The 15,114-nt window shown below is 49.1% G+C and carries 9 protein-coding genes; 3 read left to right on the top strand and 6 right to left on the bottom strand.

Annotated elements, in window-relative coordinates:
• Positions 1–29: 29 nt before the first annotated feature.
• Positions 30–1,397, bottom strand: a complete 1,368-nt coding sequence (gene mltF, locus K5X84_RS02695) for a membrane-bound lytic murein transglycosylase MltF (protein ID WP_222236579.1) — start codon at positions 1,395–1,397, stop codon at positions 30–32.
• A 1-nt stretch (position 1,398) separates the two neighbouring features.
• Positions 1,399–2,682, bottom strand: a complete 1,284-nt coding sequence (locus K5X84_RS02690) for an amidohydrolase (RefSeq protein ID WP_222236578.1) — start codon at positions 2,680–2,682, stop codon at positions 1,399–1,401.
• 90 nt (positions 2,683–2,772) lie between these two features.
• Between K5X84_RS02690 and tadA the strand changes: the two genes are divergently transcribed.
• The gene (gene tadA, locus K5X84_RS02685) at positions 2,773–3,225 is read left to right on the top strand and encodes a tRNA adenosine(34) deaminase TadA (RefSeq protein ID WP_244994816.1); all 453 of its coding nucleotides are present in this window, start codon (positions 2,773–2,775) and stop codon (positions 3,223–3,225) included.
• Here tadA and K5X84_RS02680 read toward each other — a convergent pair.
• The 3 genes from K5X84_RS02680 to K5X84_RS02670 all read right to left on the bottom strand — a co-directional run bounded on the left by K5X84_RS02680 (position 3,218) and on the right by K5X84_RS02670 (position 11,130).
• Positions 3,218–4,606, bottom strand: coding sequence for a Na+/H+ antiporter NhaC family protein (locus K5X84_RS02680; RefSeq protein WP_222236575.1), 1,389 nt, complete (start codon positions 4,604–4,606; stop codon positions 3,218–3,220). The genes tadA and K5X84_RS02680 overlap by 8 nt on opposite strands.
• A gap of 94 nt (positions 4,607–4,700) precedes the next feature.
• Positions 4,701–7,853 (bottom strand): TonB-dependent receptor, encoded by a 3,153-nt coding sequence (locus tag K5X84_RS02675; protein WP_222236573.1) that lies wholly within the window; start codon positions 7,851–7,853, stop codon positions 4,701–4,703.
• 145 nt (positions 7,854–7,998) lie between these two features.
• Positions 7,999–11,130: a TonB-dependent receptor gene (locus K5X84_RS02670; protein WP_222236572.1), complete on the bottom strand. Its 3,132-nt coding sequence runs from the start codon at positions 11,128–11,130 to the stop codon at positions 7,999–8,001.
• A 439-nt stretch (positions 11,131–11,569) separates the two neighbouring features.
• Here K5X84_RS02670 and K5X84_RS02665 point away from each other — a divergent pair, with 439 nt between their 5' ends.
• A complete protein-coding gene (locus tag K5X84_RS02665; RefSeq protein ID WP_244994815.1) occupies positions 11,570–12,733 on the top strand; it encodes an endonuclease/exonuclease/phosphatase family protein in 1,164 nt (387 codons plus the stop codon).
• A gap of 110 nt (positions 12,734–12,843) precedes the next feature.
• Positions 12,844–13,368 (top strand): hypothetical protein, encoded by a 525-nt coding sequence (locus K5X84_RS02660; RefSeq protein ID WP_222236569.1) that lies wholly within the window; start codon positions 12,844–12,846, stop codon positions 13,366–13,368.
• A gap of 158 nt (positions 13,369–13,526) precedes the next feature.
• On the opposite strand, the gene guaA is transcribed toward K5X84_RS02660, so the two are convergent.
• Positions 13,527–15,104, bottom strand: coding sequence for a glutamine-hydrolyzing GMP synthase (gene guaA, locus K5X84_RS02655; RefSeq protein WP_054491260.1), 1,578 nt, complete (start codon positions 15,102–15,104; stop codon positions 13,527–13,529).
• Between the last annotated feature and the right edge of the window lie 10 nt (positions 15,105–15,114).

Raw genomic sequence — 15,114 nt, 5'->3', positions numbered from 1 at the left:
AATGTCAGGCTACATCACAGGGCATCAGGCTAAAGCCGTCCTTGCTCATCAAGATATTTGAGTGTGTCGTAAAAACGACGAATGTTTCCAACATAAGTTACCGGCTCATCGCCGCGCGCAAAGCCATAGCGGGTATGACGGTAAAATTGTTTTTGCCGAAGCAGGGGTAAACGCTTCTTCACATCAACCCAACGGTCCGGGTTGCCACCCTGACGCTCCGTTATTATTCGCGCATCTTCTAAATGCCCGAATCCGATATTATACGCAGCTAATGCGAACCATGTCCTGTCCGGTTGCGGAATTCTTGCCGGAACCCGGTTCAGCATGCGTTCCAAATAACGGGCACCACCGCGAATACTCTGCTCTGCGTTCAATCGGCTCTTAACCCCCATAGCCTTGGCGGTAGGCAGGGTTAGCATCATCATGCCCCTAACGCCAGTGGGCGATACGGCACGCGGGTTCCACAATGACTCCTGATAAGAAATTGCCGCCAGCAGGCGCCAGTCAAGCGAACCAGAATGTTCTTTAAAGGTTTCCTGGTAAATCGGTAATATTTTATCTACCGCCTCAATAAATAAGCTGGTGGTCACATAATTAAATTGTTTTACGTGGCCAAAGTGCTGCTCTTTAATGTGCGCCAGCCGACCGCTTGCACGAATTTCACCAAAATATTCCACCACGGCAGAAAACAACGAATCATCGTCGCCCTGCGGCAGAGCCCAGGCAATATCCTGATCATGCTTTACGGTAAAGGCCACGCTTAAATCCGGATGGAAACGCCGCTGAATATCCAGCGCCGTACTGTCGGTTATGGTGTAGTCAATCTCTTCATTAATCACCATTTGCAGCAACTCTACCGCATCATGGTCGCGAGTTGCGCGCCAGTTCAGGGTAGGAATGCTATCGCCTAAACTTTTCAGAAACTCGTGGTGAGAGCTGCCTTCCACCACCACAATTTCGCCATCGGTAATTTGCTGCAAGTCACGTGGACGCTGCCGCGAGCCCTGCTTAAACACCACTTTCTGGCTAATCACATCGTACGGAGGGCCAAAACGAAACAGACGCGCCCGTGTTGAGGTGCGGTCAATCCCGGCGGCGACAATATCAATTTCACCCCGGCGCAGCATAGTGAAGAGATCATTCACATCAAACCGCGGCACCATTTCTAGCTCAACACCTAAGCGATCAGCAAAGCGTTTCGCTAAGTCGTATTCAAAACCTTGCTCACGGTCATGGTCAAAATAATAGCTGGTGGGGTTCATTAAGGTTCCCACCCGCAATACCTGACGTTCTTTAACAACGGTCATGGCATCGGGGCGGGTTTGAGGACTGCAGGCCGTTATTAAGCTAACGGCAAGCAGCAATAAAACAAACAGCGATACTGCAGACTTCGGCATATTAGAGTGATTCCAGCGCCCAATTCACATAAAGCTCAGTACCGGTTTTCAGTGCGTCTTCGTCGGCATAGAAGTGCGGCGAATGGTTACTGGGCTCGTTGGCCATATCACGCTCCGGAGGCGTAACACCTAAGAATACAAACATACCCGGTACTTCCAGTGCATAATAAGAGAAGTCTTCCGCGCCGGTTACTAACGGCACTTCCTGCACTTTATCGGCACCGGCAACCGCTTTAGTCACTGGCAGCATCTGCTCAACTAAGCCTGCGTCGTTGCTGGTTACCGGGTAACCCAGGTCAACATGCACATGGGCTTCAGCACCATTAGCTTCTGCGGTTTTTTCTGCAGTCAGCTTCAGTTTATCGTGAATATCCGAACGAATATCCATGTCAAAGTTGCGGATAGTACCAATTAAGGTGACTTCATCGGGAATGATGTTGTTACGCACACCACCTTCAACAATGCCAAAGGACAATACCGCTGGTGCCTTAGTAATATTGGTCTGACGACTAATAATGGTTTGTGCGTTATTAATAATCTGCGCAGAAGTCACAATAGGATCCACGCCGCCCCAGGGGGTTGAACCATGTGTCTGCTTACCTTTGACTTTAATTTCAAACTGGTCAGAAGAAGCCATCAACGGGCCTTTGCGGTAACCCACATGCCCTGTCGGGAAACCCGCCCAAACATGAATGCCAAAAACCTTCTCGGGCTTGTTGTCCGCAAACAAGCCTTCTTCCAGCATCAGTTCAGCACCACCCTCTTCACCTTCAGGCGCACCTTCTTCTGCCGGCTGAAAAATAAACATCACATTACCAGCTAGCTCATCTTTCATTTCAGTCAGCTTTTCGGCAGCGCCCATTAACATAGCTACGTGGGTATCGTGTCCGCAGGCGTGCATAACACCCACTTCGTTACCGCGATACTCAGACTTTACCGTCGACTTAAAAGGTACGTCGGTTTGTTCAGTAACCGGCAGTGCATCCATATCGGCACGCAGCGCAATGGTAGGGCCGGGTTTACCACCTTTAAGCAGGCCTACAACACCGGTATGCGCCACACCGGTTTCCACTTCCATGCCCAGAGAACGTAAATGCTCAGCCACCATTTTTGCGGTTTCGAACTCACGGTTACTCAGTTCAGGGTTAGCATGAATATGGCGGCGCCACTCAATAACCTGAGCTTCTAAATCACTGCTGACTTTTACCGGCGACTGTTGCGCCGCCGCTTGTGCGCTAAAACCAAAGCTGCTGGCCAGCATTAAGCTAATAACGAGCTTTTTCATTATTCTCTCCTGCATAAGTGCGGATTGTTGTTCTGGTACTGGGTAATATCCTGCGCTAAAATCGCCGCCATGACAACCGATGAAATCTACATGCAGCGAGCATTAGAGCTTGCTGAACAAGCGCAAAAAGCCGACGAAGTGCCCGTTGGCGCGGTGTTGGTCATGGACGGAAAAATTGTTGGCGAAGGTTACAATCAGGTAATTTCTTTGTCCGACCCTTCTGCCCATGCCGAAGCTCAGGCTATTCGCGCAGCAGGTCAGGCTATCGATAACTATCGGTTGGTCAACTCTACGCTGTACGTCACTTTAGAGCCCTGCGCCATGTGTGCCGGTCTGATAACCCATGCCCGTGTTAAGCGTTTAGTCTTTGGCGCCACCGACCCTCGTACCGGCGCTACCGGCACCGCCATTGATGTCATTAATCACGCATCGATGAACCACAAAGTTGAGGTTCAAAGCGGCGTACTGGCAGAAGAATGCGGCGATATTTTACGACGCTTTTTCCGCGCCCGCCGCAAGTCTGCCAAAGTTAACGCTAAATAAGCATACCCGTTATTGCATAAGCTACGGTTGCGCCTAACCCGGCCAACAACGCATAAGGCAACTGCGTACGAACATGGTCAATATGCTCAACGCCCGACGCCATGGACGCAATAATGGTGGTATCTGAAATGGGTGAGGCATGGTCACCAAAAATTCCGCCGGAAATTGCCGCCGCAATAAAGGGGGCAGCCGGTAAGCCCAGTGTCATTGCCAGAGGAATAGCCAGTGGCAGCATGATGGCAAAGGTGCCCCAGCTGGAGCCAATAGAAAACCCGGTAATAGCGGACAACACAAAAATGAGCGGCAGCAGCATCCATAATTGCACGGAACCGTCTAATGCAGCAGCCAGAAACTCGCCGGTACCTAAGTCACGGGTTAAACCACCCAGCGCAATCGACAGCCACAAAATAACCGCCAACGGCAGAATATTCCACGCCCCTTTTAACAGGTAGCGGCCAACATCCATCAGGCTTACCGGTTGCGTCATTAACGTACCCGCCACCGCAAGGCCCAATGCCACATATATAGCAATGAACACACTTAAGGTGCCGTTACCGTCCACCAATACACCGTTTCCGGTTATCAGCAGCATGACAGGTACCATCACCACTAAAGATATCAGGCTGGTCATCACCACCGCAGTGCCTTTACCAAAGCTGGCCTCTTCATCGGGCCCGTCGCCCCAGGTGTTTTGTGACACCTGATCGGGCACCGCATTCTTCTCAAACGCTTTCATTGGGCCAATATTCCAGTCGAACAAAGCCACAAACAACGCCAGCAATACCGCAAAAATGGCATAAAAGTTAAAGGCTATAGACTGAATGAACACCAGTAGCGGTTGTTCAACACCCTGGTTAGATATCAACGTCAGGTTGAAGGCTCCCCAGGCATTTAAAGGGATCAGAATACAAATGGCCGCACAGGTTGAATCCACAATATACGCCAGCTTTTCACGCGCGATGCCCAGGCGGTCATAAATAGGTCGTGAGGTTGTGCCTGAGATCATAATGGTGACGTTAGACTCAATAAAAACAATAACGCCCAGAATCCAGGTCATTAAGCGCGCCCGGCGTTTGCTTTCAATCCATTGTTTACGCTCTAGCTTGAGTACAAATTGTTTAAAGGTGCCGCCGTTTTCCAGCACCCCAAATAAAGCACCAATGCCCAGCGTAAAAAACCACACCAGCATATTACTGGGGTCAACAAGGGTGTCCCAGGTGCTGTTCAGCGTGCCGTAGGCGACATTTTCCGGAGCCGGCCAGAACAACAGAATATTGGCCAGAATAATGCCGCCAATAAGCGCCAGCAGAACTTTTCGGGTAACAATGGCAAATACAATTGCCAGCAAGGAAGGTAAAAGACTGGTCCAGCTCAGTTCCATTGGGTCAGCTAATTAGTGTTTGATAAAGGGAGATTAAAATAATAAACCGCCGCGGGCAATACCAGCGGCGGTTTATTCATTCGGCGTGAAACAATCAGAACTTATATTCTACGCCTAAACGTACAGACCAGAGCGAAGGCGCACCGGCGCGAGACTGAACATTGCTGATGTCCCGGAACGAGTTGTACTGATACTGACCGGCATCGTTAATTTCAACGTCAGCTACAGTCACCGCACGTGGGAAGCTCGCTTCGTAAAGCACGCCCCAGTCGTCGTTCAGCATATTACCTAAGTTTTCAATGACGAAGAACGCAGACGCCTTATGGTCGTCCATAAAGCCCGGAAGCTCCTGCTCAATGCGCAAATCAACTTTGGTCCACCATTTGCTGTTGAACTCGTTACGCGGCGCAATACCACCCGCGTACTTGCTCAAACCCGACTCTTCCAGAAAGTCGAAGAATGCTCCGGTTTCAAACGGGTTACCGTCGCCGTCAGTACCAATTGCAAAGTTAGGATCATCCAAGCCTGTCGGTACGTACAGCAAGCTACGGCCTTGGTAGGCGATATCACCAAAGGCACCATCGGTCATGGTATAGGAGAACGGACGACCTTTGTTGCGTGTACCGAATAAGGTCACTACTGTGTTGTAACCATCGAAAAACTCTTTGGTGTAGTTCGCTTTAAAGGTAAAGCGATGTGGGATCTCGTAGTTAGAAGTCGCAACCCCCGGGTTCTGAGCGTTAGCCGTTGCCAGGTTGGTGTAGTTAGAGAACGACACCGAACTGGTCATTGGGTTAACGTCTTCCGCCTTGTTATAGGCGTAACCGAAAGTCCAGTCCAGACCAAAGTCATGCGACTTACTTAACGCCAGTGAAACTGTGGTTTGCGAACCAGAATCGCCGTCAACATTCGTCAACAGAAAGTCGTCGCCCTGGTCACGTCCGTCAGTAGACATCTCATCAAAAATTGGACGTCCATCCGGCGCCGTATCAACCTGTTCCAAGCCCAGATTATAAATAATCGCCGCATCTTTCTTATCGGTGTATAAGAAGTCCGCCATCAAAATGTAGTCATCCGGCAAGGTGTAAGTTGCGCCTAATGCGTACTTCCACTCTTTCGGTAGTTCGAAGTTAGGGTCCATAGTGTTAATCGGGCCCTGACCACTGGCGTTAGCCACTTCGTCGTACATTTCCTGAGGAATGTCAAAAATTGGGTTGCCGCCACCTGTGTGCGGAACACCAAACAAAGACTCACCAGAAAAATCACGGAAGGCCTCGTACTGCGTCACGCCATTATTCGAGTAGTTGTTAGAGATCCACACATTGGGGTTACCGCCGGAGTACAGGCCAACACCACCACGAACTTCTAATTCAGGATTAACAAACCAGTTGAAGCCAAAGCGTGGTTGCAGTAAGTCCTGCCCGTCCATGTTCTGCTGATTAGAGAACCCATAAAGTTCCTGAGTTAACGGGTTGTTCACCGGGTAGTCATCGCTGGTATACCAGTCATAACGCAAACCGTAGGTGAAGGTAATATCCATTGACGCGTAGTAATATTCGTCCTGAACGTAGGCCGTGTTAACCGCGTAAGCAAATTCAGCAGCAGCGTCCTGAGGGTTGTTGGTACCCGCGGCACTTTCATAGATAGCCGCGTACGGTGTGCCGGCTTCAAAGTCATCAATAGAACCGAAGCGATACTCGCCCTCAGCTTCCTGCACAAAGAGGTTAAACACGTCGTACTCTTCCCGCTCAATACCGGCAGAAATAACGTGGTCACCCAGCAGATAAGTACCTTTCAATTTAAAGAAAGTGGTGTCGTATTTCAGTTTGTTAGCGTGACGAGAGTCATCCGCGCCTAAATACACAGTCGCGTCGTTAACACCAATCTGAACTTCACCAAAGTCGGTACCACCCAAAGGACTTACACGGGCATCCAGCTCCGAATAACCCACGCGAGCTTCTGTCGAGAAGTTATCATTCCAGTCCGAGTATAATTCACCCACATAAGAGGTGAACTTAGAGCCACGCTCGTAGAAGTGGTTAGAGAACTCCAGCTCGTCGGAGTCGCCGTCTGACTCTGCAATAGAGTAGCCATCGTTGTAGTTGTAGGTTAATGACGCACGGTGAGCATCGCTAATGTACCAGTCCAACTTGGCCAGGAATTTTTCGTCTTCTACCGGTAAGCTCGACGGGAACCCGCCCGGGTTATAGCCATAAATATTCTGTGCAATATCGGCAATACGCTCAACGTCGGCCTGAGTCACACCGGCAACTTCGGTCGCTGCACCAGAACCTTCCGGACCGCGATCAAAAGTGTCAGAGCCTTCCAGCTTCTCATAAGAAGTAAAGAAGAACAGTTTATCTTCAATGAAGGCACCACCAACATTAAAGCCATAACGTTTCTCGCTAAAGTCACCAATATTAATGGTGTCGCCTTCTAACTCGTCGCCCTGCAAAGAGTCGTTGGTGTAATCATAGAACACACCACCGAACATTTCGTTGTCGCCGGTTTTGGTAACGGCATTAATGTTACAGGCGGTAAAGCCGCCGTACTGAACATCAAATGGGGCAAATTCAACCGCTACCTGCTCAATCGAGTCGTAAGAAAACGGCATGCGTTCTGTCGGGTAGCCACTGCTGTTCAGACCAAAGTTGTCGTTCATGCGAACGCCGTCAACGGTCAGGCTGTTAAAGCGTGGGTTAGCACCACCGCACTGAATGTCGCCAGCATTGGTTTCGTTAATGTAAATACGCGGGTCAATGCGCACCACATCTTTTAAGTCACGGTTTGCAGCCGGTGCATTTTCCAAGTCTTCTAAATTGAAGTTCGCAGCCGGACTGTTACTACCATACAAAGCGTTACTGGTCATAGAGCCGGTTACACTTAAGCGCTCCATGTCCGCCTGGCGCTCCAGCATCACGTTCACATTTTGTGAGTCGCCTAAAGTTAGATAAACATCTTCGACAACCTGGGTGCGCCCTTCAGGACCTTCAACCACCAAAGTGTATGGCCCGCCAACCGGCAAACCACGTGAAGAGAATGTCCCCTGCTCATTAGAGCGTAAGGTTTTGACACTGCCAGTACGCTCATCTCGTAACTGGATGGTTGCATTTGAAACCACCTGCCCTGACTCAGTGGTAACAACACCGCGCAAGCTTGAAGAGGTTTCCTGCGCCACGGCTGAACCTGCTAACCCCATTGCTATGGCGGCAGCTACAGCAGTGCGCTTAAAAGTCGTGTTAAACATAGTTTTGTTCTTCCCGGTTTTGTTTTGGTTTTACTACAAATAAGGGTATAGCTTATTTGTGACAACTCTGTGAACTTTGCTCAAAAAAAAGCCGCACTTAAGGTGCGGCTTTCGTTATTCTTTAGCTGTTTCACTCAAAGCGAAATTAGAAGGTGTATTTAACACCCAGCTTCAGGCGCCAGGTAGACTCTTCAGCTTCGAAGATACTCCAGTCGTTATAACCAAAGAATGACTCGGCATACATGTAACGACCCTGGTCATCAAGACCGGCAAAGTCTACAACCGACTGGTTAGTGTACTGCTGACGCAATACTTCACCTTTTGAACTGTCGATAAGGTTCAACAGGTTATTAACGGTAATGTAGAAAATACCTTTATGGTCTTCTGCGAAGCCAGGTACTTCTTGCTGGAACTGGAAGTCCAGGTTGGTAACCCAAGGTGAACGACCTGTACCTTTCGGTGCAAAGCCACCCGCGTACTGCTCTAAACCAGCGTCACGGAAGTAAGCCATGGCTTCTTCATACGACAACGGGCTCTCAGGGCTGAATGCAGGGTCATCCGCGCCAGTCGGGATGTATGGCAGGTAAGAGCCACCACCCTGGAAGTATGGCTGGTCACCGAAGTCGCCATCGTTATACATACCCATGGTGTAACTGAACGCAGTACCCGAGCGACGGTTGAAGAATAAGTTAAACTTAGACGCGTAACCGCTAACAAACTCAGTGCTGTAACCTAATGCAATTTTCAGGCTGTGCTCAACCTGATAGTCAGCAGTACCAAGCAATGCCTGGTTACGGTCACGAACAATGTTGTACTGGTAGTTTGAAGTCGCAGTAGACGACGTACCCGGGTTACCTTCTTCGATGTCCTGGAAGGTGTAAGCAGCGTATGCGTTAAAGCCGCTATCCCAAGCTTTAGACAATGAAGTTGTTAACAACCATGCTTTACCGGTTTTGTCTTCGTTAGTCAGCTGCAGGTCATAATGGCCACTAGGTGCAGTTGGGTCACACGGCTCATAAATGTTGATGCCTGCTGCAGTTTCATCAGCAACACAGCGTGAGATATCAATCCACTGGCTGTTGTCTGTCATCCACTTACGAGTAACTTCAGCCGTTGCCTGGAAGTTATCACCAACACTAGGAATGTCGAAACGGTAGTCAACACCTACACGAGCAATCCAGTCAGACGGAATGTCGTAGTTAGGATCGATGCTGTTAGTGTCACCGTCACCGGCTTCCATGCTGTCCAATACCGCTTGCGGAATTTGTGCAGGGTTTTGGTTTTCCAGATACTGATCTTCTGATACCTGGTCACGGTCAAACTGTACCAGAGTATAGCCGTCGTTAGAGAACGAGTTTGAGATCCAAACATTTGGACGACCACCAGAGAAGCGACCGAATCCGGCACGAACGACCATGTCGTCAGTAGCGAACCATTTGAAGTCAACGCGCGGTAAGAAAATGCCTTTACCGTCTAAGTTTTCCTGGTTGCTGTAGCCATAACGGTCAACAAAGTTCTCGTTTAATGTTGGCTTGTCATCAACCATGTAAGTTTCGTAACGAACACCCAGACCTAATTCCATTGTATCGTTCAGGTACCAGTTGTCCTGTACGTACAAGTTCAGCATGCCTAACTCAAAGTTAGCGGCTGCGTCAGTCGCGTTATTCGTGTAAGCGTTCTCGTAGAAGAACTCATCGGCAGTGCCGGCTTCGAAGTCATCAATTGACTCGTAAGACCAGGAACCTAAAGAGTTACGTACAAACACGTTATATACGTCAACGCTGTCATACTCACCACCGAACTCAATTTCGTGGTCGCCGACCAGGTAATCGAATTTCGCGCCAATTTTGAAATTATCGTTTTCTAACTGGTTAGCGTGACGGTTTGAATCAGGGCCAAAGTTAAGCGTGCCATTTTCAGTACGGACGCTCACGTCACCAAAGTCTTTGGTTACCAAACCAGAAATTGCTTCAACCGCTTTGTGGCTGACATAAATTTCACTTGAAAGGTCACCACTCCAGTCAGCAAACCAGGACAAACGGAACAGATCCATGTTTTGCTGGTAGTCATACCAGTTAGTGTCCAGGTTTAAAGAGTTCTGGCTACTGCTAACGCCGCGCAGGTTGTTACCTTCAGTGCGGTTATAGGTTAACGCAACACGGTGATCGTAGTTGACGTTCCAGTCCAGCTTAACCAACAAGTTGTCGTTTTCGGTATCACGGACAGTGTCCCAGTTACCAATATCGAAGCCGTACTGAGTTTGTGCAATTTCGCGAACACGGTTGTACTCTTCCTGAGTCACGTTGCTGTCGTTCGGTGCGCCAGCGCCTGCAGGACCGTACTCAATTTGTGCCGGTTCTTGTGCGTTTTCGTAGTTAACGAAGAAGAAAAGCTTGTCTTTAATGATTGGACCGCCAACCGCAATACTGTACGTATCACGTTCGTAATCCAATGGAACTTCCTGACCACTTTCAGGGTTTTCCGGGTCACCTGCCCATGCGTCGCTCATGCGCTCGTATGTAAGCGAGCCTTCAAATTCATTAGAACCTGATTTAGTCACCGCATTAATACGGCCACCAGAGAAGCCGCCCTGAGAAGCGTCAAACGGTGCCATATCAACAGCAACCTGCTCTACCGCATCAATTGAAATAGGTGAGCGCTGGGTTGGGTAACCATTACCGTTCAGACCAAAGTCATCGTTTACACCAACACCATCAATTGAGATAGAGTTGAAACGCGGGTTAGAACCACCAATACTCATTGGTGCTTCGCTACCTGACAACAAGTTAACGTATGGGTTTAAACGTGCTACTTCTTTTAAGTCACGGTTAAAGGTAGGCGTATTTGCAATGTCATCTTCGCCGAAGAAACTGCTGCTACCGCGGTTTTCACCACCTAAAATCGCCGCACCGGAAACTTGAATACGTTCCATGTCGGTTGATTCAAGCTCAGCATTAATACGGTAAGATTCGCCCAGCGTTAAGTATACGTCTTCGTATACTTTGCGGCCATTTTCACCTTCAATAACGATAAGGTAAGGGCCACCGACTCGCAGACCAGAGTTTGCGAAAGCTCCAGACTCGTTGGTTGTCGCAACGGAACGAGTTCCTGTTGGAATGTGAATAATTTCAACACGTGCGTTTGCCGCAACGTCGCCAGATGCAGTAACAACGTTACCACGGACAACTGACGATGTATCTTGCGCAATAGCTACACCGCTAAGGCCAAAAGCGATAGCAGCTGCGACAGCTGTACGCTTGAAAGTGGAGTTAAACATAGTTTTGTTCTTCCCGGTTTTGGTTTTGGGTTTTTAAGCACGAATGAGGGTAAGGCTCATTTGTGACAATTTCGTGAAAGGTTTGAAAAAAAACAGAAGAAGCGAAGGAACTTTTTTGCGAAGACAGAAGAGAAAAATGGGTCGTTCGCTGAGTATTCGATGACGAGCCGCGGCACAATAGCTGGTTCATTACCGGAAAGCTCATGACCTGATAAGAGTCAGAAGTACGGCAAGAGGTCGGAGCTGTATGGGATGCGGCTGAATTCATTACGCTTCTAAGACATTTGTGTGTCAGATATGTGACATATTTTAATCAAAATCTTTGCCCTTGCCTAGTCATTCGGGAACCTTTATTCTCTTCAATTGTCTTAGGCTGCTCTCTAACGGTTATTCCATGGGCTTTATGCGGTTTTTTGTATTTTTAACATTCGTTGTCTTTATGATTCCTACCTCTTTTTATGCCACAGCAGGCTCCGGTAAAAATGAACCTGAAACAATAAGGGTTGCGACCTTTAATGTCAGTATGGATGCGTCTAATTACCTCAGTGAAAATGAACTACCGACATTAGACAGCTCGCCAGTACCGGAAATACTGCAGCAGGGTCACAAGCAAATACGGGGTATTGCTGAAATTCTTCAGCGCGTACGTCCTGACATTGTGCTGCTGAACGAGTTTGATTACCTTGATCCTGAAGTTGGCGTTAATGTTTTTCAAAAAAACTATTTAGCGGTTTCGCAAAATGGCCAGCAAGCTATTGAGTACCCCTACGCTTATACCGCCCCGGTAAACACCGGCGTGCCCTCACCTTTTGATTTAAACCGTGACGGTAAAAAGGAAAGTACCGGCATAGATGCCTGGGGCTTTGGCTGGTATCCCGGTCAGTACGGTATGGTCATACTGTCGAAGTACCCGTTGTTAACCGATAAAGCGCGCACCTTTCAGCACTTTTTGTGGAAAGACATGCCCGGGCGTCACATTCCTTACGTTATGAATGAACAGGAAGAACCGACCAACGAGCAATGGTACTCCGATGAAATCATGGCGCAGTACCCGTTAAGCTCTAAGTCACACTGGGATGTCCCGGTAAAAGTGGGCGACCGGGTTATTCATCTGTTAGCAGCGCACCCTGTACCACCGGCTTTCGATGGTCCGGAAAACAGCAATGGTATGCGTAACTTCGATGAAATCCGCTTATTTGCCGATTACCTCACGCCTGGCAGTGACAACTACCTTTACGACGACAATGGCGTGCGTGGCGGACTTAGCGAGAATGAAAGCTTTGTTATTTTGGGGGACATGAACGCTGAAGCCGGTTCCGGTGGCGTCGACGGTGCCATTGAGCAGCTACTGGACCACCCCCGGGTTAATGACGTAAAGCCACAAAGCCAGGGCGGACAACAGCACTCTCCCAATAACGGCAACTCGCAGTACCATACCGCCGCCTGGCGTAAGCGCGTTGACTACGTGCTGCCCTCGGACGACTTAATTGTAAAAGACGCCGGCGTGTTCTGGCCTGTCGATGATGAACCCGGCAGCCAGCTAATGAATAAGCGCAGCGCCTCTTCCGACCACCGTTTGGTTTGGTTAGATATCGTTAAATAAACACCAAACACCTCTGCAGCCCTTTATTTTACTGAACCTTTACAGTTGAAGGGCTGTTGAAATCCTCCTTAGGTGCCATAATGAAGTTATTGTATCCAAGGAGGTAAACTATGAAAAAGCTCATACTATCAACAGCGTTACTCGCAAGCAGTTCGTTTGTGTTTTCAGCAGCCACTCAGGCTGACAATCTGAACTACATCAGCGGTGGCTTTTCCGATTTCTACGACTCCGACTTCTACGTCGAAGGCTCCACCACCATCGCCCCTAACTGGGTGGGTGAAGTTCAGCTAACCGACATGGGTGACTACTCACTTCGCGCTGGCGCTAAGTACTTCCTGGACATGGGTGCTGGCAAACAGTTCAACACCTTCTTAAAAGGCGGTGTTAGCCACTATGACTTTGAATACGGCGACGACACCAGCGCTTATGCCGGTATTGGTGCTATGACCAAACTCAGCCAGCAAACGACAGCTGTTGTGGATGCAGGCTATGACTGGGGCTTAGACGGCTTCGCATCAGTAGGCGCACGTTTACGCTACGCTTTTACTGAACAGTTCTCTGCTGACGCCGGTTTCCGCGGAAACTTCAACAGCATCGACAACGAAGTTCACCTTGGCGTGACTTACAACTTCTAAGTTCATTAAATAACAGGTAGATATTGGCGTTACGCCGTTGCAGGAAAATCTGGAGAAAGTGTGCAGCGCCATGGATGGCGCTGCCCAAGCCTTACAGGGATGTACTTGCTGGCGTCTTTCGGAAGATTTCCTGCAACGGCCAGTCAATATTTACCGGCTTATTCCCACTCAATGGTGGCGGGTGGCTTGCCCGAAATATCATAAGTGACACGGGAAATGCCGTTCACTTCATTAATAATCCGGTTCGATACCTTCTCTAATAACTCATACGGCAAATGTGCCCAGCGCGCAGTCATAAAGTCGATGGTTTCTACTGCTCGAATAGCAATAACCCAGTCGTATTTACGCTGATCACCCATAACCCCAACCGAACGTACCGGCAGGAATACCGCGAAAGCCTGGCTGACTTTGTTGTACCAGTCCGCGTTATGCAGCTCTTCAATGAAAATTGCATCGGCACGGCGCAGTAAGTCACAGTATTCTTTCTTAATTTCACCCAGAACACGAACACCAAGGCCAGGCCCCGGGAACGGATGACGGTAAAGCATGTTGTACGGCAGGCCTAGCTCGAGGCCAATTTTACGCACCTCGTCTTTAAACAACTCGCGCAGTGGCTCAACCAAACCTAACTTCATGTCTTCCGGCAGACCACCTACATTGTGGTGCGATTTAATCACGTGCGCTTTACCGGTTTTAGAGCCTGCAGACTCAATTACGTCCGGGTAAATGGTGCCCTGCGCCAGCCAGTCTACTTCGGTCAGTTTGCCGGCTTCTTCATCAAAAATTTCAATGAAGGTATTACCAATAATTTTACGCTTCTTCTCTGGGTCGTTCTCGCCCGCCAGCGCATCTAAAAAGCGGTCTTCCGCACGTACCGGCAAAATGTTCAGACCATAGTGGTCACCAAACATTTCCATTACCTGCTCCGCTTCGTTTAAGCGCAACAAGCCGTTATCCACAAACACACAGGTAAGCTGATCACCAATGGCACGGTGCAGCAGCATGGCCGTTACCGACGAATCGACCCCGCCCGACAGACCTAAAATAACCTTATCAGTACCTACCTGTTCACGAATGCGTTCAATAGCGTCATCAATGATCTTTTCCGGCGTCCATTGCTTCTCACAACCGCAGATATCGCTGACAAAATGTTCCAGCATACGCATGCCCTGACGCGTATGAGTCACTTCCGGGTGGAACTGAACACCGTAAAACTGACGTTCTTCGTCAGCCATTGCGGCATAAGGGCAATAAGAGGTTTTCGCTACGGTGTGGAAGCCTTCCGGAATCATTTCCACTTTGTCACCGTGGCTCATCCAGACATCCAGCAACGGCGCGCCAGACTCAGACACAGCGTCTTCAATGGCTTTAAACAGCGGGCTTTGCTCTACCAGCTCAATTTGTGCGTAACCAAATTCACGCTCAAGCGAGCACTGCACAGAACCACCCAGCTGATGGGCCATAGTTTGCATGCCGTAACAAATACCAAATACCGGTACACCAGCATTAAAAACATATTCCGGCGCACGTGGTGAGCCTTCTTCTGCAACGCTTTCCGGACCACCGGATAAAATAATGCCTTTAGGCGCGAAGTCCCGAATATCGGCTTCATCAACATCCCATGCCCAAAGCTCACAGTAAACGCCAATTTCGCGAATACGGCGGGCAATCAGCTGAGTGTACTGAGAGCCGAAATCTAAAATCAATATTCGGTGATCGTGGATATCTCTAGTCATTAGTCATCCT

This window comes from Idiomarina abyssalis, assembly GCF_019797805.1.
Classification (GTDB): domain Bacteria; phylum Pseudomonadota; class Gammaproteobacteria; order Enterobacterales; family Alteromonadaceae; genus Idiomarina; species Idiomarina abyssalis.
Note: the sequence above shows the minus strand (reverse complement) of the source record. Positions and strands in the feature narration are given on the sequence as shown.